The organism is Aestuariivirga sp., from assembly GCF_044238155.1.
In the GTDB taxonomy this organism is placed as follows: domain Bacteria; phylum Pseudomonadota; class Alphaproteobacteria; order Rhizobiales; family Aestuariivirgaceae; genus Aestuariivirga.
The window spans coordinates 1-20,364 of record NZ_JBIIDX010000049.1 but is presented as its reverse complement, the minus strand read 5'-3'; the positions used below and the strand labels follow the sequence as shown (position 1 = coordinate 20,364).

Below are 20,364 nucleotides of genomic sequence, written 5' to 3'. Positions count from 1 at the left end.
ATCTGGTCGCGGCAAGAGTTCCTTGCTCAAGCTGATCTATGGAACCTATCGCGCCACGAGTGGAAGCATCCACGTGCGGGACGGTGAAGAGTGGCGTGATGTCGTGACCGCACAGCCCCGTGACGTGTTGGCGTTGCGCAATTCAACCATTGGTTATGTCACGCAGTTCTTGCGCGTGATCCCACGAGTACCCGCGGAGACCGTTGTCGCCGAGCCACTTCTTGATCGTGGAATTCCACAGTCGGATGCGCTCGCACGGGCTCGCCTACTTCTGGAGCGGCTTAACATTCCGCAACGTCTCTGGACTCTTCCACCGATGACGTTTTCAGGTGGTGAGCAACAACGTGTGAATATCGCGCGAGGCTTTGCCGCATCTTTTCCACTTCTGCTGCTTGATGAGCCTACAGCATCACTCGATGCGGCAAACCGCCAGCGAGTGCTTGAACTGATATCAGAGGCACGGCGGGCTGGAACCGCTATCGTCGCGGTGTTCCACGATGAGCATGAAAGGCAGTTCGTATGCTCGCGCGAGATCCCACTCGATCGCAGCGGAGATCCTGCCGCGTGAGAATTGCCATCTATTTCACCCCACTGCCGTCATCTCTTCTACACAGACTTGGGTCAGAGTGGTTGGGTCGAAACGCTTGGACGGGTGAGTCCGTCATTCAGCCCGAAATCCAGGATCTTGCCGTCATGACAGAAAGTCCGCGCCGCTATGGCTTCCATGCCACGCTGAAGCCACCTTTCACTCTCGATGACGGTGTGACAGAGGATCATCTGAAAGAGGCTATCGAGCGGCTTTGCAGCCAGGAAACCAGTTTTGAGGTCAGGCCGCGGGTAGGCAACATGGACGGTTTTCTCGCGTTAGTCTTCGATCAGCCGTCGGGCGCTTTGCAGAGGATTGCAGAACGCTGCGTCACGGAACTTGACTGTTTCCGCAGGCCACCCTCCGAGGCTGAACTGGCGCGCCGCCGCAAGACGCCACTCACAATTCGACAGGAAGCATTTCTTCAGCAGTGGGGATATCCCTATGTGCTGGAAGAGTTTCGCTTCCACATGACGTTGAGCGGGCAACTTGCTCCCGAGGCGTTGGCACCGCTGGTGGCAGCTGCCTCTTTCCACTTCGCACCAGTTTTGTCGAAGCCAGTCATGATTGATGGCCTTACCCTTTTCACAGAGGTGGAGCCGGGCGCCCCGTTTACGGCCATCCAGCACTTTCCATTCCAAACGCCATCCCCAGAGAGCGCCCGATGAGCGAATCCATCTTCACAAATGGATACATCGTGCTGCCCGATGCAGTGGTTGAAGGTACACTCGTGACGCACGGCAGCAAGATCGTCGAAGTTCTGGAAGGTCGGGCTACATCGGCGGCCGAGGACCTCGAGGGCGATTTCCTGCTACCAGGCCTTGTCGAACTCCACACCGATCATCTAGAGAACCACTATCACCCGCGTCCAGGCGTAGCATGGCCGGCGATACCTGCCGTCATCGCCCATGACGCGCAGATCGTTTCAGCTGGAATCACCACGGTTTTCGATGCGCTGCGTGCAGGCACCTTTGATCCAGGAGACCTCTCGGCTCATCACGGCGAGGTTTTATCTGGCGCCATCATGGATGCGCAAAGGCGGGGCCAGCTACGGGCCTCACACTTCATTCATTTGCGTTGCGAACTCCCCTGTCCGGATACAGCAGAAGCGGCGGAGAGGACAGCAGGCGCAGGCCCAATTCACCTGATATCCATAATGGATCATACGCCCGGAGCGCGGCAGTTCGTGTCGATCGACAAGTTCAGGGAGTATTATCTGGGCAAGAAGCTTGTGCTACCCGAGCAGATGGATGGATACATTGCTGAGCGGCAAGCCATGCAGGGCCAATTTGCAGCTGCCAACAAGGCGTCGATACTGGAACTCGCCAGCCGCATGAAGGTCAAGCTCGCCAGCCATGACGACGCCACGGAAGCCCATGTCGAAGAAGCGATTGCTGACGGCGTAGCAATTGCTGAGTTCCCCACAACCCGCGAAGCGGCACAGGCCGCCCATCGCAAAGGCCTTGCCGTGCTGATGGGCGCGCCAAATGTTGTGCGCGGCGGATCGCATTCGGGCAACATCTCCGCAGCTGAGGTTGCCACCAGCGGGCACCTCGATGTTCTGTCCTCCGATTATGTGCCGTCCAGCTTGCTTCCAGCGGCTTTCAGACTAGCTGAGACCGTGCCCGCCATGACTTTGGCAAAGGCGGTCAGGCTTATCACTCTCAACCCAGCATCTGCAGCTGGCCTTGATGACCGCGGCGCGATCGAGCCCGACCGCCGAGCTGATCTTGTTCAGGTACGACTATGCGACGGGCTTCCTGTGGTGCGCAGGGTGTGGCGTGAAGGCCGGAGGGTGATGTGAACGAATCTGCCACGGGAGTTCTGGTTCTCGTCGTGGGGCCGAGCGGTGCTGGCAAGGATACGGTCCTGACTGGCGCCAAAGCGAGATTTTTTGGAAATTGCAACCTTGTGTTTCCTCGGCGCTTCGTGACGCGTCTGAATGTACCGGCAACTGAAGACCATGTGTCGATGACTGAGGCCGAGTTTAACACGGCTCTTTCCGAGAATGCCTTCGCACTGTGGTGGGGAGCGCATGGCAATCATTATGGGATCGGACGATCGATCGAGGGCGATCTTGCGGCTGGAGCGACTGTTTGCATCAATTGTTCACGGACCGTTGTCGACGTTGCGCTGGCACGTTTCCCAAATGTCCATATCGTTGAAATAACAGCGCCCACCGACGTTCTCGTCACCCGCATCATGTCGCGCGGCCGTGAGACAGCCGAACAGGCGCTCCAGCGCGTAGCGAGAGGGGTACCGGACTATCCCGTCGGAGTGACCGTTACACGTATCGTTAATGACGGACCGCCCACGCGGGCCATCGACCACTTCTGCGCAATACTCAAGACTCTAGAGGATGCGGGACCTCACCCAGGTGGACGCACGCTCGACGGCCAGAACCAGCAGAAAGATCGCAATAATGATGGTTGCGGCCTGGTCATAGTCGAACATCTCGAGAGATACCTTTAGCTCGATCCCGATCCCGCCCGCACCAACCAACCCGAGAACGACCGATCCGCGCGTGGCCTTCTCGAGCGAAAACAGCGATGTATTGATCATCGACGGCAGCGCCTGAGGAATTACTGAAGAGAAGATGATACCACTGCGGCTTGCACCCATGGCTGTAAGGGCCTCGCGCGGTCCCTTGTCCGTCTCTTCCATTGCTTCAGCAAAGAACCGGGCAGCAAATCCGATCGTATCAACCATCAATGCTAAAACACCCGCAGCCGGCCCGAGGCCCACCGCGATGACAAAGACAATCGCCCAGACCAGATCAGGCACTGTTCGGAAAAACGCAACGAGCCCGCGCACGAGCCAAACGAGGAATGGATGGGGAGAAAGGCTGGGCGCCGCAAGAATGGCCAGCGGAAGGCTCAGAATGAGACCTAGAACTGTTCCTGCCACGGCCATCTGAAAGGTCTGTAGCAGAGACCACAGAACGGGTTCCAGTCGCTCAAGAGAGGGTGGAAACATCTGTCCTGCAAGCCGCCCAAGCGCAGGTATACCGCGCGCCAGTTTCTCAAGAGACACGCCGCTGGTCGTAAAACTCGATAGAACAAAGGCTGCCACTGCCACCATCAAAACAAAGGTCAGCGTGCTGGGGCGCACCATGCGTGCGGGCATGATAGGCTCAACCATAGAGACCCCGGAGTTCCGTCTCGGAAATTCCGCGAGTGGGCGCATCCAGCAGAATCTTGCCAGATCCTAGTGCAATAACGCGGTCAGCAAAGGCAAGCGCATGGGTAAGATTATGTGAGGTGAAGACAACTGTTTTCTGTTCCTGGCGCATCAGATCGGCAAACAGCGCCATGACCTCGTCACCCGCTTGTGGATCAAGGCTTGCGGCGGGTTCATCCGCCAGAACGATATCAGGCTTTTGCATCAAGGCTCGGGCGATCGCCACTCGCTGTGATTGCCCACCTGATAGCGAGTCGGCCCGCTGAGCCGCTACGGAAACCAGTCCTACCCGTTCAAGACACGCGACTGCTTCAGATCGCAGGCTTTCCGGTGCTATGCTCTGGTGCCACGCGCGAATTCCAAAACGCCGCGCCTGCGCACCATGCACCACATTAGTCAACGCCGACAGGCGACCAACAAGATTATGCTTTTGAAAAACAAAGCCCAGCCTGGAGCGCAGGTAGCGCAGGCTATGACGACCCCCCATCATGTCCGACCCGAGAACTCGAATACTGCCCTCATCAGGCTCGATCAGTCGCGGAATACAGCGCAGCAGGGTTGACTTTCCGGCACCGTTGGCTCCGATCAGGGCAACGAGGCTGCCTGGTTTTATGTCGAAGCTGATATCCGCGAGTACTCTCTTGCCTGCGCCGAAGGATTTTGAGAGGCCAGATATGGAAATGGCAGCGGGCATACCCGTTCCCGCTGCCATCTTCATATTCTTATACGCGACGTTCACTCACTCACCAAGGAACTTTGAGAATTCCGGCGCGCCTATGGTCGCATACATGGCGCGAACCGAATTATAATCGGCGTCATTGACTGTAGCGACGAAGTAACCACCATTGTACTTCTGGGTATCCTCACCCTTCAGCACACCGGCCATCAGGACATCGCCCTTCTCGAGAAATGCCTTGCGGACCGCCTCGACGGTCTCCGGCTTTACGTACGACGCCGCGATCAGGATATCGTTTGGGAGGTCAGGGCCGCGGCCCACCACGGCAAACTTCTGACCTGGAAACTTCTCACGCACCGACTTCAGATGACCAAAATTCATGCCAACCGCTTGCACATCGCCGCGAATCATCGCTTCCACGGCAACGTTTCGCTTTATGATTTCTGCAGTGTAGTCGGCATTGTACTTCAGGCCCGAGTCGGCGAGGACCTGCGCCGGACCAAGTTGCTGGGACGTTGAACCGATTTCACCGAAAGCAACTTTCTTGCCCTTCAAATCGGCGACACTCTTGATGTCACCTTCAGCCATCACGACGACTTGGGCGAAATAGTCCGGGCGATGCCAGCCGACCACCGGCTTTGCATCGGTGAGCTTGGCAAAGACAACGTATTCAGCGGGTCCGGTAAGAACAAAGTCAACCTGTTCAGCACGCATGGCCTCGACGGCCGCCGTGCGGTTATTAACAGGTGTAAATTCGACATCTAGGCCGGTCGCTTTTTCTAGTTCCTCGACAAAACCGCCATATTCGCGCTGCAGTTGCTCCATGCCCTCGACATCGGTGACGGCCAAACGAATGGTTTCGGCGGCCGCCGGGACTATCGTGAGTCCGGCGGTCAAGACAGCTGCGGTGACCAGTGACCAAATTTTCATAGCTTTTCCTTTCTGATGATAGGACTAGCGTCGTCTCACCAAGCTTTCATGACACTGTCATGAAGATCGATCAGTTCTTCCCCAGCAGAGGAGAAGAACATGACAATCACCGTGCCGGGCGGCGACGAAACCCTGGTGCGCGGGGGCTTGTGCCTGTTGCCTGGTGAAGGTCTGGTACCCGCCGACCTTCATCTTTCGGGTGGATTCATTGCTGATATCCGTCGAGGGCATACGTTAAAATCTGGTGGTCTGGACGCGGCTAGCTGCTTGGTCCTGCCAGGTATCGTCGACATCCATGGCGATGCCTTTGAACGACAGATCATGCCACGTCCAAAGACCATGTTTCCGCTCGATCTGGCTCTGATCGAAACTGATCGTCAACTCGCCGCCAACGGCATTACGACAGCTTATCATGGCGTCACCGTCTCATGGGAGCCAGGCCTGCGCAGCCTTGAGCAGGCACTTCGAATCATCGATGCGCTCGATCGTCTAGAGTCTGCGCTTCTATGCGATCACCGCCTTCATATTCGCTGGGAGACCTTTGCGCTTGATGAGATGGGGGCGGTTGAAGCGCTCTTCGACCGTCCGCGAAAGCCCCTTCTGGCGTTCAATGATCATACTGCTCCGTCGATCAAGGGTACCCGGACTGACAGTAAGATCAAAAGTGCGGCAGAACGCGCAATGTTGGATACGGACGACTATATGAAACTGCTGCACCGGGTGGCAGACCGGGCATCTGATGTTCCAGCTGCAATTAGCCATCTGGCTGAGCTCGCATGCGAGAAGGGAGTTAAACTGCTGTCTCATGATGATCGTACTGTTGCGGAGCGCGAAAGCTTCCGGGCGCTTGGCGCGAAAATTGCAGAGTTTCCGATGAACATCGAAACACTTGAAGCAGCCGCATCATCCCGGGATGTTGTTGTGCTCGGTGCGCCCAACGTGGTGCGCGGGGGCAGTCATAATGGTGCGATTGGCGCTGAGCATGCAATTCGAAACGAGCTGTGCCATGTTCTCGCATCCGACTACTACTACCCCGCCCCTCTCAGGGCTGCTCTTGATCTCGATGAGAGGAACAGCCTTCCCCTTGAGCGGGCGTGGACCCTGATATCGGAAAATCCGTCAGTCGCATGCGGACTCTCCGATCGAGGTCAGATCGAAATTGGTCTTCGCGCTGACCTGCTCATTTTACCGGAGTTGAGTTCCCGGCCATCCGCTGTCCTTGCCGGAGGCCGGTTGATCTACCGAAGCTGCTAGGTTACCGGGTTTGATCGCCCGACGATTGCAGTGCGCAGCCGCGTCGATATCAAGTCAATTACGGAAACCGTCATCAATATCATGATGATAAGAAAACAAACCGTCTGCCACTCCAGAGTTCGAATCATCTCTGAGAGCTGCAAACCGATCCCCCCCGCACCAACAATACCAATGATCGTGGCAGAACGGGTGTTGGATTCGAAATAGTAGAGGTATTGGCTGATCAGCACAGGCGCAACTTGTGGTACGATGCCGAACCTTATGGCATGGAGCCGCGCGCCCCCTGAAGCCACGACGCCTTCCACGGGCTTCCGGTCGGACGCCTCGATCGCCTCTGAAAACAGCTTTCCAAAAGATCCAATATCGGAGATCGCGATGGCGAGTACTCCAGCGAAGGGGCCAAGGCCCACCACATTGATCCAGATTAAGGCCCACACCAGCGTGTCCACCCCCCGCAGAGTATCGAAGCCGCGCCGGGTGAAGAACCGAAGCGCTTGCGAGACGGTGGTGTTCCGGGCCGCCAAAAAACCGAGAGGAAGCGCAACGATTGCTGCAATCAGAGTGCCAAGGAGGGCAATTGCCACCGTTTCCCCAAGGGCGCGTATGTACCGCCAGAGGCTGGCGCTATCTCCCCATTCTGGCGGAAACATCAAGACTATGAACTTACCGAGGCTGCCCAAACCGGCGACCAGTTTGCTGAGCGAAAATCCGAGATGCCACAGTCCAAAAGCCAGCAAGGTAATAACTGCGGCAGCAACTAGCCAGCCGGATCGGCTAGCCGGCTTGAAGCTTTCGGCGTAGCGGGTACGGATTGCAGCCTCCTCAACATCGCTGTAGCCCGGTTTTCGCTGCATGTCAGTGTGTCTCCGAAATGAAACGGTGACGAATGCGCTCAGTAGCAAAATCAATGAGGGTGACCGTGATGATGACCAGAAGCAGAATTGCCGAGACATCTGGGTAATAGAACTTGCGGATCGCTTCCATGAGATCCTGACCAATCCCACCAGCTCCGACGAAGCCCATCACAGAGGCGCCGCGTACGTTGATCTCGAAGCGTAGCAGTGCATAACTGAGAAAATTTGATAGCACCTGTGGCATCACCGCAAACCGCATGGTCTTTGTCCATGACGCACCACTGGCAATGAGACCCTCCACCGGCTTCTGGTCGATGTTTTCCAGCACTTCATAGAAAAGTTTCCCGAGCGCGCCGGTAGTGTGGACAATGATCGCAAGTACCCCTGCAACGGGTCCGAGGCCAAAAGCCATCACAAAGATCAGGGCAAAGACCAGTTCAGGAACTGTCCGGCAGAATTCGAGAATGCGCCGAACCGCAAACGCGATGGCAGATGATACCCCCAGATTGGATGCCGCAAGGAAACTCAGAAGAACGCCAAAAACAGCGCCAAAGACAGTTGCCACATAGGCAATGAGGAGGGTATCGCCCAGCAGGCGGAGCCACTTGCCAAGCCCCCAGAACCAGCCAGGGACGTCATAAAGTACGAAGGATCCGGCGTAAGGGCCCGAGTCGAGAAGAAAGATACGACCAATATAGTTTGGAAACTTGTGGATGTTCGAAAAGAACAGCCCTGTATCAATCTCTGCCAGCCATCCTGACACGAGAACGACCAAAGCAAATACCGCTGTCGCGACCAGGAAGTGCCTGCGCTTGGTACTGACTTCGGCTGCATAGGCAGCCGACAGTTTTTCGATTCGGGACTGAGCCGGAGATACAGCAGTCATCAGAGTTCTTTTGGAAGTGAGGCCCGGTGAAACATAGACGCCCGGGCCCCAACCGAAGGATTATTGCTTGCGCAACGTGTCCACAAACTCGTTGAGTTGTACTATCACCTCGTAATCCTTGTGAGATGTCGGCGCCCAGACCTGAGCTTCGCCGTCGGTCAGCACCTTGAAGGCCTCGGGGTCGTTCTTGCCCACGTTAAAGAATGCATCCTTGATCTTGGCCTTGAGATCATCCGGCAATGCGGAGAGCATTGCGACAGGTGAGTTGACGATCATGTCCGACTTGAAGATTATCCGGAAATCGTCATATTTGGCCATGCCCTTGCGTTCCATGCGACGCAGCATCGACTCATTGTCGTCGTTCCACCAATTGAACGCAGCATCAACCTGACCCTGCTGAAGAGCGATGATGGCGTTCTCATGGCTGCCTGTATAGACGACATTGGCAAAGTAATCTTCGGGCTTGATGCCCATCTTGTTCATTGCAAAACGCGGCACATTGTTACCAGACGTCGAGTTTGGATCGACGAGTCCCAGGTTCTTTCCCTTCAGATCTTCAAGCTTCTGGTAGGGTGCATCTTTTTTTACCCACAACACGGAGTAGTAGCCCTTGGTGCCATCCTTGTTCACCTGCATGCCGAAGGGCTCGATCTTGGCGCCATTCATATAGGCGCGGGCATAGGCAGCTGGACCATACTGAGCGATATGGATGTTGCCAGCAATCTGACCCTCGATCACAGCGGCATAGTCATTGGCGATGCGTAGCTTGACAGGTACACCGAGCTGCTTGGAGAGATACTGAACGAATGGCTCGTAACGCTTCTCTATTCCAGTGGCATTCTCATCCGGCACTGCAGCGATTATAAGCTCTGGGTAGTCTGCTTTCCAGTCGGCAAGGGCGGCCGTGGTGCTGACAGCCAGCGTGGCAAGCCCGGCAGCTGCCACAAGAACGTTACGGCGTGTAAACATATCTATTCTCCTGGTTCATGGGGTGAGATGGAATGGAGGCGTTATCAGGCGGCACTTTGCAGACTTGCAGATCCACCAGAGCTCCGTGCTGCTGCCTCCGCAGTGGCCAGCACGTCGTTTGCTTCAAGTCCGTAGAGATCAATAACTGCCTCGTCTGTCAGCATTTCCGGGACACCATCAAAAACGATTCGTCCGGCTTTCATGCCTATGAGGCGCGAGCAGTAATTTCGTGCCAGTTCGAGCGAGTGCAGATTGCAGATGACCGTCATTCCTGCTTCAATGTTGAGGTCGCGCAAGGCGTCCATGACGATTGCCGTATTGCGGGGATCGAGTGATGCAACAGGCTCATCTGCCAGGATGATAAGCGGATTCTGTACCAGTGTACGGGCGATGGCAACGCGCTGCTGCTGTCCACCAGACAGACTTTCTGCACGCTGGCCTGCGAAGTCACCGAGGTCAAGCCGATCAAGCGCATGGAGAGCCAAGAGTATCTCACTCTCAGGCCATATCTTGAGAAGACTGGGAATGAGTGACATGTGATTGATGCGACCCATCAGGACGTTTGTGAGAACGTCAAGGCGGCCAGCAAGATTGAATTGCTGAAAAATCATGCCGCAGGAAGCCCGCCAGTCGCGCAGAGCCTTGCCACGCAGATGGGTGACATCTCGGCCGTCAAGACTGACACGGCCCTCCGTAGGCTCGATCAGGCGGTTGATGCAGCGTAAGAGGGTGGACTTTCCTGCTCCTGACCTGCCGATAACGCCGACAAACGACCCATGCTCTATGTCAGCCGAGAAGCCTGACAGAGCTGCGTTCTCTCCAAACCGCTTTCCGAGATTTTCGATCCTGAGCATCGCGTGATCCTCTTCCCAGAGCTTTAGTCCGAAGCGAACTACAGCCAGATGACAGGCTCATTGCGGATCGGTGACGCCATTCAGCGTGGCAAGATACGGGTGAAAAGGCCGGTATGGCCGCGCGTTGGGAGGCGTCCACAGGGCACCAGCCAGGACTCGAACAGGTCAGCACAGGTCTTCCAGCTGAAGTGCATGGACGCCTCGCAAACCATGGCGCGGTTCAGCGTCAGAGCACGAGTGACCGCCTCCTCTAGCGTGTTGGCGATGGCACCTGTTACGCCATCCTCGACAACATCGAGAGGGCTCGGTGCATTGTACGCAGCCACCGGTGTTCCGCACGCCATGGCTTCGAGCATCACGAGCCCGAATGTATCTGTCAGGCTCGGAAACACCATGACATCGGCAGCGGCAAGCGTTCGTGCATAGTCTTCGCCATGCAGGAAGCCGAGGAAATGGGCCTCCGGCGCGAGTTTCTGGAGTCGGGCCCGCTCCGGGCCATCGCCAGCAAGCACCTTCGTGCCAGGCATTTTGAGGGCGATAAAGTCATCGATGCTCTTCTCGATGGCAAGCCGGCCCGCATAGAGGATGATCGGACGCGGCAGATCCAGGTGGTCGCGCGCATAGGGCCTGAACAGGCTGCGATCTACGCCACGCGTCCAGATCCTTACATTTTCGAAGCCACGCCGGTCCAGTTCCGCGCCAATCGATTTTGTTGGCACCATGACGGCCTGGCTCGGGCGATGAAACTGCCTGAGAACCTGCCAGCCTAGGCTTAGGACACCGGGTATTGGGAGCCGGGCTGCAGCATATTCGGCGAAGCGCGTGTGAAAGCCGGTGGTGAAGCGGAGGCCCTCCCTTAGGCAGACCCGACGGGCCGTCCAGCCCAGCGGTCCTTCGGTTGCGATGTGCAGGGCATCAGGCGCGATTGCAGCAATTTCTGCGGTCATCTGCGCGACGCTTGTGCCGGTGAGGGTAATCTCCGAATAGAAGGGCATCGGCCACGATGCCCGGCCACCGGGATCGATGGTGCGAACATCGTGACCCTTGGCGCGCAACTCGCCGATCAGAGCATTGAGTGTTCTTACGACGCCGTTAACCTGTGGCGACCAGGCATCCGTCACGATCAGAATGCGCATGCAGAGCTTCCGTGATGTCGGCAGTCTTTGCCATGTTCCAGTTTATGATCTCGAATCTGCCGTCAACGTGCTCGACAAGGGCCGTGCAGCTTTCAACCCAGTCACCGTCATTCAGGTAGTGAATGCCGTCAATGTAGCGATCGTCTGGCGTGTGGATGTGTCCGCAGATCACACCCTCGCAATTTCGGGCACGTGCTTCGCGCACAACGGCATCTTCGAAGTGGGAGATGAACTCGACTGCTTTCTTCACTCGGTTCTTGAGATAGGCCGAGAGTGACCAGTAGGGCAGCCGGAGATGGCGCCGGACGCCATTTACGATGGTGTTGAGCTCCATTGAGAATTCATAGGCACTGTCGCCCAGTTTTGCGAGCCAGGGGGCAAAGCGCACCACGCCATCGAACTTGTCGCCGTGCAGCACGAGATAGCGTTTGCCATTTGCAGATATGTGTACAGCTTCCTCCAGCACGGCCACACGGCCAAACCTGAGATTCAGGAAGTGGCGGAAGTTCTCGTCGTGATTGCCAGGAATATAGACGAGTTTTGTACCCTTTCGTGCCTTGCGAAGAAGTTTCTGGATGACGTCATTGTGAAGCTGGTCCCAGTGCCATTCCTTGCGCAAGGACCAGTTGTCGATGAAATCTCCAACAACATAAAGCTGATCAGATTCGGTAGCCCTGAGAAAATCGAGAAGTGCTGCCGTCTGAGCCCGCCTTGTGCCAAGATGAACGTCGGATATGAATATGGCACGATAGTGCTGAGGCGTAATCGGAAGGGTCAGCATTTCCAGGCCCTGTTCGGCTTACTATCGTAAACCTGATTTGTACGAAGGTTTTGTGACAGTTGGCCGCTTCCGCCTTGAGGATGGCGGAACTTGCCTTGTGGCCAGAGCAGTCGCTATCCGCATAGATGTGGATGCAATCGTCACTGACGACCATATTGGGCCTGGGTCTGGACATGAGTGTTTCTCATGGCGCATCGAGCGGCGCCATGAATTCAGACCAAGCTTGTCCCGCGATCATGTATTCGGTGTGGTGGCCAATCACTGTTGGTTTTGTCACCACATTGCTGGCCTCACGAGAATGCCAGCCTCGATCTCGTTTAGTCTCGCCCGCAACAAGGACAGGCTGGTCATGTCCTGTGCCGTCACGATCAGGCTGTCATTACCGGGACAGGGCCCGTCGATAAAGCAGATCGCGCCTCGGCTGCCGCTCACACCCAGTTCCGGGCCGAGATCCAGTTTCTGCAGTTCGTAGTAGGCGCTGGCGCTACCGCGCCGCGAGTACCACTCCAGAACGTCATCGTTGGGTGCCGGCTTGTCCAGCAGCTCGAGCGCCTCTGCCTCGTCCTGAAGAGCATATTCGTCTACAAGGTGCCGGACGAGGTTCTCCCTGTTCCTCCCCAAGCCTCGCTGGAGAACTGTCGCCAGGTCCAGTCTGGCGGCCGGTCGTCAAGGGGATGTACCCCCAGATGGAGATCATACACCCTCACTCTGGATCTCGGACGGGAATGCCACAAGATAAAGATGAGCGAGCAGACGACTGCGTATCTGAATGAGATGTTCGAGTCGTTCTTCCGTTACAACGAATCTAATATCTGGAATGCTGCCCAGCTCAACTTCCTGGGCGACGCCGTTGAAATGCGCGGACTGAGGGTGTCCACCAAGACGAGAACCATCATGCAGATTGTCTGGGTCATCCTCGTAGCGGGCGTCGCGCTGGTGTTCTTGGGGCTTGTCTTCATCGGCGCGCAGAGCTCTTTCATCCAGACGCTGATAACAAGCCTTTTTTCCGTTTTCATTCTTATGGGCCTTCTCGCGCTCGTGCACCTCGCTCACTCTTTGACTGCCGAGTTTGCGGTAATGCCGATTCTCTAAGTGGAACTCATCGAAGAGACCATATCGGCAACAACTGGGGCGGCCAAACGAAAGTTAAAGTGACCCGCCCCGCCGCAGTCCCCAGTCAAGTTCCGCATACACCGGCTGGTGATCAGAGGCGTCCGCCGCCTCATCAACCCAGGCACGGCGCACCAAGCCGGCGAATTCCAGCGTGACAAAAATGTGGTCGATCCGCTTGGCCTGTTCCATGTCATTGGCGGGATACGTGATGCCGGCCTGCTCGCTCATCCCGGCCAGCGTAAGCGCATCCCCGAACAGGCCATGCTCGGCAAGGCGGCCATAGTCCGGGCCCGCCGGGCCGGTGAGCAGCGCATATTCGGGCGAGTTCGGCATCATGTTGAAATCGCCCAGCAGGATCGCCGGACCCGGCATGGGCGGAACCTCGTCCTTGGCGATGGCGATCCAGTCGGCGCCATACTCCGAGGCGGGAACGCCCGGCCCGGTGATCGGCCCGCCCTGCTGCGGCGCATCGGCGATGACGTCGATGATCTGCCGGGTCTGAATCAGCCGCTGGCGCTCCGAGACGTAGTTGAGGTGGGTGACATAGAACCGGAACGGCCCAGCGGGATGGCCGATCACGGTTTCGAGCAGGATGCTGGAATCATTCAGGTGACCGTGGACGGGATAGGACGGCAGTGGAAAGCTGCGGGCCGTCAAGACCGGCCAGCGCGAGATCACCATCAGCCCATACTGGCGGCGGCGGTTCACCACCCGGCCATCCGCGCCGCGGCTGCTGCCATCGATGTCGATCGAAGGCGCGAAGAACGCATGCCGGTCCGGGAACAGTTCGGCGAGGCGCTGGACCTGGTCGGCATGTTCCATCTCCCGCCAGTTGCGCTCCACTTCCTGGAGTCCGACGACGTCAGCCTCCGCCACGGTGCGGGCTACCCGGTCAAGATCGACCAGGCCATCGCGGCCCTTGCCCCATTGGATATTATAGGTTGATACTAGCATTTGCGTTGTCCCCGGGCTGTTTTCGAGCGTGCCACAATGTGTCATCATACGTTCATGACGATTATCCAACGATGTTGGGGTTGTCATGGGCCGTGCCGCAAAGAGAGACTGCGGCGGCCACCAGGGGAGGATCCACCATGCTACGACTTCTGATTGCCGGGGCAGTGATTTCCAGCGCGATTGCCGTCACCGCCGGCGAGGCTGCCGCGGAGAAGGTTTTCCGGCGTGCCAATGACTTGAGCTATGGTGGCAAGGAAAGCCTTGATCCAATATCGCCCAACCGCTTCTATGAAGTCAACGACATGGTCTATTCTAGGCTGGTGCGCCAGGACGATAACGGCGAGCCCGCGCCCGAGCTTGCCACGTCCTGGACCGCCAATGAAACCGCCACGGAATGGACCCTCAAGCTGCAGACCGGCGTCACCTTTCACGACGGCTCGGCCTTCGACGCCGCCGACGTCAAATACACGCTGGAGCGGATCAAGGACCCCGCGCTGGAATCGCCGCTGGCCTCGGTCCTCGATTTCATTTCGCGGGTCGATGTGGTCGACCCGGCGACCGCCAGGATCGTGCTGTCCAAACCGCATGCCGGCCTGCCACTGCTGCTGATGGATTACCGGGTGCGGATGATTCCGGAAGGTTCGGGGGCCGGGATCGCCAAGACCGGCATCGGCACCGGGCCTTTCAAGATCGAAAGCTATGATCCCGAAGGCCAGACCGTGCTGATCGCCAATGATGCCTATTGGGAGGGCCGGCCCAAGCTCGACAAGGTGGTGTTCACCGCCATTCCCGACAGCGAGGCGCGCAACCAGGCGATGCTCGCCGGCCAGCTCAATTACAATACGCTGACCCTCGATCAGATTGCGCAGTACAAGGACAACCCCGACTTCACGGTGCAGAACTACCCGGCGGGCGGCTGGTTCGGGCTGGTGTTCCGCACTGACACCGCGCCGTTCACCGACTGGAGGGTGCGCAAGGCGATGCGCATTCCCGTCGACCGCGCGGAGATGATGAAGCTGATGGTGGGCGACGGCAACGGCGTCACCGGATGCGACCAGCCGGTGAAGGCGAACGATCCGTTCCGGGCCCAGCTCGCATGCCCGCCGGACCCCGAAGGCGCCAAGAAGCTGCTCGCCGAGGCCGGCTATCCCGATGGCATCGACATCGAAGTCCATACCGCCGATCTCGAGCCCGGAATGGTGCGCTTCGCCGAAGTCTACCAGCAGCAGGCGGCCAAGGCCGGGATCCGCGTGAAACTGACGCTGGCCCCGTCCGACGGCTACTGGGACGATGTCTGGATGAAGGTTCCTGTCGCCATGACGTCATGGAGCGCGCGCCCGGCCGACCAGATCCTGAACGAGGCCTACCGCTCGGGGAGCGCCTGGAACGAAAGCTATTATGCCAATCCCGCTTATGACCAGGTACTCGACAAGGCGCGCGCCACGCTGGATCTGCCAGCCGCCCGCGCGCTCTATCAGGAGGCGCAACGCATCCTCTTCGAAGAGGGCGGCACGTTCATTCCCTATCGGCAGAACGGCCTGCGGGTATTGACCGCCGATGTTCAGGGGCTGAAGCCGCTCGACGAGGATTTCATCCGCTGGCACCTGGTGGACTTCGTTCCGAAATGAGCCTGATGAGAGCAGGCGAATGTTCGGTCTGATCGTCCGTCGGGCCGCCACCTCTCTCCTCACGCTGATCCTGATCTCCGTGATGGTGTTCATCGGGCTTGAACTGATGCCGGGTGACGCCTGCACCGCTCACCTCGGGCGCGACGGCAAGGGCGCCTTATTGGAGGCCTGCCGCGCGCGCATGGGGCTTGATGCCTCGCCAGTGGCACGCTTCGCCCAGTGGGCTGGCAATCTCATCACGGGCGATCTCGGCACCTCAATGCAGCGCGACAAGCCGATTGCCGAGATCGTTGGCTGGCGGTTGCGCAACACGCTCATCCTCACCGCAGCGTCGGCGCTGATGGGCATACCGCTGGCGGTGTTTCTCGGCATCATGGCGGGCCTGCGCCGCGATGGGCCTCTCGATCTTGCCACATCGGGAACCGCACTGGTGGCAATGACCATCCCGGAATTCGTCTCCGCCACGCTGCTGATCCTGGTGTTCGCCATCGGGCTGGGCTGGACAGCGGGCGTGGTCACCATCGGCTACAAGGCGCCTGTTGCCGATATGGCAGTGGCGTCGGTCCTGCCCGCCGTGGTGCTGAGCATGGTGCTGGCCGCGCATATCATGCGCATGGTACGGGCCTCGGTGATCGACGTTATGGACAGCGACTTCGTGCTGATGGCCCGGCTGAAGGGTGTACCGCGGCGGCAGATCGTGTTGCGGCATGTGGTACCCAACTCACTACTCCCCGTCATCAGCGTCATCGGACTCACCATAGCCTGGCTGCTCGGTGGCGTGGTGATCGTCGAAAGCGTGTTCAACTATCCGGGGCTCGGCAGGCTCGCCGTCGATGCGGTGGGAGACCGCGATCTGCCACTGGTGCAGGCGATCGCGCTGATCTTCGGCATCACCTATGTGCTGACCAACCTGGCCGCCGACATCGCGGCCCTGCTGTTGAATCCGCGCCTCAGGACCTACCGGGCATGACCGGCTGGCGCGCCACCCTGGCCGCCGTGCTGTGGCAGCCATCGGGCGCGGCAGGTATTGCGATCGTAGCCCTGCAGCTACTGATTGCGCTCGCTGCTCCCTTGATCGTGCCCCATGACCCGGCCTCGCAGGATGCCGCAGCGATCCTGCAGCCACCGTCACTCACGCATCTCTTCGGAACTGACCGGCTCGGCCGCGATGTATTCAGCCGCACGCTGCTCGGCGGCCGCGAGGCGATGCTGATCAGCACGCTTTCCACCCTCTTCGCAATGGCCTGGGGGGCGGTGCTCGGCATCATCGTGGCGCTCACTGGCGGGCGGCTCGATGCCGCAGTTATGCGCGTGGTGGATGCCATGGTGGCTGTCCCGTGGATTCTTCTGGTCATGCTGTTCGTGGCGGCACTTGGCAGCAGCACCGTGGCGCTCATCCCGCTGCTCGGCTTTTCCTATGGTCTTGCGGTGGTCTATCTGGCGCGCAGCGCCGCGCTGGATTTTGTTACCCGGGATTTCGTGCTCGCGGCGCAGGTGCGTGGCGAGAGCCGTTGGACAATTGCCCTCAAGGAAATTCTTCCGAACATTCGTGACAGTCTGGCCGTGCAGGCCGCGATGCAATGGTCGTGGATATTTCTCGCCGTCAGCTCGCTGTCGTTCCTCGGCATGGGCGTGGCGCCGCCGACGCCGGACTGGGGCCAGATGATTTCGGACGCGCGCGGCATCATGCGGAGCGCGCCATGGACGGTGATCTGGCCGATGATTTTCCTCAGCAGCCTGATCATTGGCGTCAATCTGGCGGTCGACGCGTGGGCGAAGGCGCTGGGGGTCGGGCGGTCCGGGCGGGTACCGCACGCATGACCCTGCTGACCATCGAGAAATTCTCCGTCACATCGAATGGCGCCGACGCGGCAGCGCGCCCGGTAATCGACCGCGTCAGCTTGGACGTAGCGGAAGGCGAGTCACTTGGTATCGCGGGCGAGTCTGGTTCGGGCAAGAGCACGCTGCTGCTTGCCATGCTGGGACTGATCAAGGACGGTCTTCATCTCGCTGGCGGCGCGGCAAGCTTCGGCGGGGTTTCGCTGCTGAATCGCCGTGACAGCGAACTCAACGTGCTGCGTGGCGGCGAAGTGGCCATGGTGCCGCAAAATGCCGGCACCGCCCTGACGCCGTCCATGCGGGTTGGCCAGCAAATCGACGAAGCGCTGCGGCTGCACAGCGGGCTTGCCGCGTCGGATCGCCCGCAGCGGACCCTCGATCTTCTACGGCAAGTGCGGCTTCCCGATCCCGAGGCCATGGCGAGGCGCTATCCGCACCAGCTTTCGGGCGGGCAGTTGCAGCGCGTGGCGATCGCCGTGGCGCTTGCCGGCGAGCCGCGGCTTTTGCTGCTCGATGAACCGACATCCGGACTCGATGTCACCACCCAGCAGCAGATCATCGAGCTCATCGGCGAGATCAGACAACAGCGCCCGATGGCGGCTGTTTGTGTCAGTCACGATCTGGGCGTACTCGCACAGCTCTGCCAAAAGCTGGCGGTGATGTATGCCGGGAGGATCGTCGAATATGGCGAAACCAGCCAGGTGCTGATGGCACCGCGCCATCCCTATGTGAAAGCCCTGGTGGCCTCGGTTCCCAGCCTATCCAGCGCTGCCCTTCCAAGGCCCATTGCCGGCGCGCCGCCCGGCCTGTCAGAGCGGCCGTCGGGTTGCAGTTTCCTGCCGCGCTGCCCGTGTGCCAGCCCCACCTGCGCGGGCGACCAGCCCCCGCTAGAGCCTCTGGAACCGGGACACCTCGTGGCATGCCGCCATCCGTCGGAGAAGGAACGGGGGGCGGACGCCAGCGATCAGCCAGACGCCGTGCCGATCACTTCGGCAGTGCCCGTACTGCAGCTGGAAGATGTCACCGTCACCTATCGCCGCCGGAGATTGGCAGGCTGGGGCGCAGCGCAAGAGAAGCCGGCGATAAGCGGCCTGAGCCTGACAGTGATGCAGGGCGAGATCGTTGCGTTGGTGGGAGAATCCGGCAGCGGCAAGTCGACGGTGCTGCGGGCCATCGCGGGACTGTGGCCGCTTTCCGGCGGCAAGATCATCTGCGGTGAAGCAGCGAGCGAACGGGCGAGGCGCCGCACGGTGCAACTGATTTTCCAGAACCCCGACTCCTCACTCAACCCGCGACATACGGTGGAAGAGATCATGGCCCAGCCGCTGCGTCTCTATTTTGACATGGGCCGCACCGACATCCATGCCGCTGCGGCCAGCCGTCTGGCAGAGGTGGGTCTCGACCCGCGTTATCTGGCACGATACCCCGCGCAGCTTTCGGGCGGCGAACGCCAGCGGGTGGCGATCGCCCGCGCCCTGGCGGCGCAACCCTCACTTCTGCTCTGCGATGAGGTCACGTCCGCGCTGGACGTGTCGGTGCAGGCGTCGATCCTGCATCTGATTCATGACCTCAGCCGGTCGCAGGGCGTGGCTGTTCTCTTCGTCACCCACAACATCGCCGCTGCCGCGGCCCTTGCCCAGCGGATCGCCGTTCTGCATCAGGGGAAACTGGTTGAGAGTAGGGCACCGGCCGAACTCTGCGCCATGCCGCGGAGCATATATACGGAGGAACTGCTCAGAGCGGCCAGAGCCGGATCAATCGATCGTCGCCCGCCTTTATGACCACGTCGTCTTGAGGTCAGTCAAATATTCGCGTGTCTTTCGCACGTCTGTCAGTCAGGCATGGCGGACTTCCCACATGCTCAGACATCGCCATATTCGCCAAGACAGTATTGAAGTTTCCGCCTGATGTTGTCCGTGTCAGGGGCCTGCGACCCCGCCTACAAAATCTGGCCATGCCATTCGAATCCGCATCCAATGAGGCCTGCCAGTCCCGGGGCATCTCGAGGGCACCAGCCCGGATCCCGCGGCAGGCTTCGTCGGACTGGCGCAAGGCCGCGTCTGTGTCAGTGCGGGCCGCAATCAGATGGAGCAAACAGCCACTCCGTAGCTCTCCTGGCCGGGAGTGGCGGTGGCGTCTCCTCAGGCCCTGTCGACGAGGACGGCCTCGAGCGTTGAGTGCGCCAGGTCAAAAGCATTTTCGAGTGCGGCATTGACACCCCGTGCACCGGCCACGACCGCCTGTGACCACCGCAGATACGCGCGCTTTCTTTCCAGCGGCCATGGCGGCGGTGAAAGGCGGATGGAGCGGAGATTAGATGTCTTGTCGGCCAGCTTGATCATCTTGGCCCAGGGTGACTTGTGAGGGGTCGTCTCCACCTGGAGTTGCTTGCGGGTGGATGGCGGCAGGGACTTGTCATCGGTGACCTCGAGGACAAGCCCGGCCACCTGAGGACCGAACAGGGCCTCGATCTGGGCTGCCTTGATCCCCGCATCCTCGATCGCGTCATGCAGCACCGCTGCGATGGCAAGATCGATGTCCGCTCCTCCGGTGGCCTCGGTGACGAGATGGGCGACCTCGACCAGGTGGTTCACATAGGGCTCGCGGGCCTTGCCCTTGCCAAACGAGTCGTTCAGACATGAGCGTTGTGTTTTTCAAAGGCTAATAAACTCCAGGACCGTTGCGTTGCGCTAGGAAATATTGTTTTCGAGCCTGTGGCCTGAC

22 protein-coding genes are annotated in these 20,364 nt (G+C 59.1%); 10 read left to right on the top strand and 12 right to left on the bottom strand.

Annotated elements, in window-relative coordinates; genetic code table 11:
- From ACILRN_RS06995 to phnN, 4 genes are all read left to right on the top strand, one after another.
- The coding region (locus ACILRN_RS06995; protein WP_395686832.1) for a phosphonate C-P lyase system protein PhnL at positions 1 to 568 on the top strand (568 nt) is incomplete at its 5' end.
- Complete coding sequence (locus ACILRN_RS06990) at positions 520 to 1,254, top strand: DUF1045 domain-containing protein (protein WP_395686830.1); 735 nt, start codon at positions 520 to 522, stop codon at positions 1,252 to 1,254. The genes ACILRN_RS06995 and ACILRN_RS06990, both read left to right, overlap by 49 nt.
- Positions 1,251 to 2,390: an alpha-D-ribose 1-methylphosphonate 5-triphosphate diphosphatase gene (locus tag ACILRN_RS06985; protein WP_395686828.1), complete on the top strand. Its 1,140-nt coding sequence runs from the start codon at positions 1,251 to 1,253 to the stop codon at positions 2,388 to 2,390. Before ACILRN_RS06990 ends, ACILRN_RS06985 begins: the two co-directional genes overlap by 4 nt.
- Positions 2,387 to 3,058 carry a phosphonate metabolism protein/1,5-bisphosphokinase (PRPP-forming) PhnN gene (gene phnN, locus ACILRN_RS06980; protein WP_395686826.1) on the top strand — a complete coding sequence of 224 codons (672 nt, stop codon included), beginning with the start codon at positions 2,387 to 2,389 and terminating at the stop codon, positions 3,056 to 3,058. Before ACILRN_RS06985 ends, phnN begins: the two co-directional genes overlap by 4 nt.
- Here phnN and phnE (ACILRN_RS06975) read toward each other — a convergent pair.
- The 3 genes from phnE (ACILRN_RS06975) to ACILRN_RS06965 are packed head-to-tail and all read right to left on the bottom strand — an operon-like array spanning position 2,939 to position 5,372.
- Positions 2,939 to 3,712 (bottom strand): phosphonate ABC transporter, permease protein PhnE, encoded by a 774-nt coding sequence (gene phnE, locus ACILRN_RS06975; protein ID WP_395686824.1) that lies wholly within the window; start codon positions 3,710 to 3,712, stop codon positions 2,939 to 2,941. The two genes, phnN and phnE (ACILRN_RS06975), sit on opposite strands and share 120 nt — an antisense overlap.
- A 7-nt stretch (positions 3,713 to 3,719) precedes the next feature.
- A complete protein-coding gene (locus tag ACILRN_RS06970; RefSeq protein WP_395686822.1) occupies positions 3,720 to 4,478 on the bottom strand; it encodes a phosphonate ABC transporter ATP-binding protein in 759 nt (252 codons plus the stop codon).
- Between the two features lie 27 nt (positions 4,479 to 4,505).
- Complete coding sequence (locus ACILRN_RS06965) at positions 4,506 to 5,372, bottom strand: PhnD/SsuA/transferrin family substrate-binding protein (RefSeq protein ID WP_395686820.1); 867 nt, start codon at positions 5,370 to 5,372, stop codon at positions 4,506 to 4,508.
- Between the two features lie 99 nt (positions 5,373 to 5,471).
- Between ACILRN_RS06965 and ACILRN_RS06960 the strand changes: the two genes are divergently transcribed.
- Complete coding sequence (locus tag ACILRN_RS06960) at positions 5,472 to 6,626, top strand: alpha-D-ribose 1-methylphosphonate 5-triphosphate diphosphatase (RefSeq protein WP_395686818.1); 1,155 nt, start codon at positions 5,472 to 5,474, stop codon at positions 6,624 to 6,626.
- Here ACILRN_RS06960 and phnE (ACILRN_RS06955) read toward each other — a convergent pair.
- The 7 genes from phnE (ACILRN_RS06955) to ACILRN_RS06925 form a co-directional block, all read right to left on the bottom strand.
- Positions 6,623 to 7,480, bottom strand: coding sequence for a phosphonate ABC transporter, permease protein PhnE (phnE, locus tag ACILRN_RS06955; protein WP_395686816.1), 858 nt, complete (start codon positions 7,478 to 7,480; stop codon positions 6,623 to 6,625). The two genes, ACILRN_RS06960 and phnE (ACILRN_RS06955), sit on opposite strands and share 4 nt — an antisense overlap.
- 1 nt (position 7,481) lies before the next feature.
- Entirely contained in the window at positions 7,482 to 8,366 is an 885-nt protein-coding gene (gene phnE, locus ACILRN_RS06950; RefSeq protein WP_395686814.1) for a phosphonate ABC transporter, permease protein PhnE, read from the bottom strand.
- 60 nt (positions 8,367 to 8,426) lie between these two features.
- Positions 8,427 to 9,335, bottom strand: coding sequence for a phosphonate ABC transporter substrate-binding protein (gene phnD / locus ACILRN_RS06945; protein WP_395686812.1), 909 nt, complete (start codon positions 9,333 to 9,335; stop codon positions 8,427 to 8,429).
- A 44-nt stretch (positions 9,336 to 9,379) separates the two neighbouring features.
- Positions 9,380 to 10,189, bottom strand: coding sequence for a phosphonate ABC transporter ATP-binding protein (gene phnC / locus ACILRN_RS06940; RefSeq protein ID WP_395686810.1), 810 nt, complete (start codon positions 10,187 to 10,189; stop codon positions 9,380 to 9,382).
- An 80-nt stretch (positions 10,190 to 10,269) separates the two neighbouring features.
- On the bottom strand, positions 10,270 to 11,325 hold the full coding sequence (locus ACILRN_RS06935) for a glycosyltransferase family 4 protein (protein WP_395686808.1): 1,056 nt from the start codon (positions 11,323 to 11,325) through the stop codon (positions 10,270 to 10,272).
- Positions 11,282 to 12,106 (bottom strand): UDP-2,3-diacylglucosamine diphosphatase, encoded by an 825-nt coding sequence (locus ACILRN_RS06930; protein ID WP_395686806.1) that lies wholly within the window; start codon positions 12,104 to 12,106, stop codon positions 11,282 to 11,284. Before ACILRN_RS06930 ends, ACILRN_RS06935 begins: the two co-directional genes overlap by 44 nt.
- Before the next feature lie 273 nt (positions 12,107 to 12,379).
- A complete protein-coding gene (locus tag ACILRN_RS06925; RefSeq protein WP_395686804.1) occupies positions 12,380 to 12,727 on the bottom strand; it encodes a hypothetical protein in 348 nt (115 codons plus the stop codon).
- Between the two features lie 120 nt (positions 12,728 to 12,847).
- On the opposite strand from ACILRN_RS06925, the gene ACILRN_RS06920 reads away from it, so the two are divergent.
- On the top strand, positions 12,848 to 13,198 hold the full coding sequence (locus ACILRN_RS06920; protein WP_395686802.1) for a hypothetical protein: 351 nt from the start codon (positions 12,848 to 12,850) through the stop codon (positions 13,196 to 13,198).
- A 54-nt stretch (positions 13,199 to 13,252) separates the two neighbouring features.
- Here ACILRN_RS06920 and ACILRN_RS06915 read toward each other — a convergent pair whose 3' ends face one another.
- Positions 13,253 to 14,173 (bottom strand): endonuclease/exonuclease/phosphatase family protein, encoded by a 921-nt coding sequence (locus tag ACILRN_RS06915; RefSeq protein WP_395686800.1) that lies wholly within the window; start codon positions 14,171 to 14,173, stop codon positions 13,253 to 13,255.
- A 137-nt stretch (positions 14,174 to 14,310) separates the two neighbouring features.
- On the opposite strand from ACILRN_RS06915, the gene ACILRN_RS06910 reads away from it, so the two are divergent.
- The 4 genes from ACILRN_RS06910 to ACILRN_RS06895 are packed head-to-tail and all read left to right on the top strand — an operon-like array spanning position 14,311 to position 19,421.
- Entirely contained in the window at positions 14,311 to 15,801 is a 1,491-nt protein-coding gene (locus ACILRN_RS06910; RefSeq protein WP_395686798.1) for an ABC transporter substrate-binding protein, read from the top strand.
- A gap of 19 nt (positions 15,802 to 15,820) precedes the next feature.
- Positions 15,821 to 16,771, top strand: a complete 951-nt coding sequence (locus ACILRN_RS06905) for an ABC transporter permease (protein ID WP_395686796.1) — start codon at positions 15,821 to 15,823, stop codon at positions 16,769 to 16,771.
- Positions 16,768 to 17,622 carry an ABC transporter permease gene (locus ACILRN_RS06900; RefSeq protein WP_395686794.1) on the top strand — a complete coding sequence of 285 codons (855 nt, stop codon included), beginning with the start codon at positions 16,768 to 16,770 and terminating at the stop codon, positions 17,620 to 17,622. Before ACILRN_RS06905 ends, ACILRN_RS06900 begins: the two co-directional genes overlap by 4 nt.
- Positions 17,619 to 19,421 (top strand): dipeptide ABC transporter ATP-binding protein, encoded by a 1,803-nt coding sequence (locus tag ACILRN_RS06895; protein WP_395686792.1) that lies wholly within the window; start codon positions 17,619 to 17,621, stop codon positions 19,419 to 19,421. The genes ACILRN_RS06900 and ACILRN_RS06895 overlap by 4 nt, the downstream gene beginning before the upstream one ends.
- Positions 19,422 to 19,781: 360 nt before the next feature.
- Here ACILRN_RS06895 and ACILRN_RS06890 read toward each other — a convergent pair whose 3' ends face one another.
- Entirely contained in the window at positions 19,782 to 20,276 is a 495-nt protein-coding gene (locus ACILRN_RS06890) for an HD domain-containing protein (protein ID WP_395686833.1), read from the bottom strand.
- Between the last annotated feature and the right edge of the window lie 88 nt (positions 20,277 to 20,364).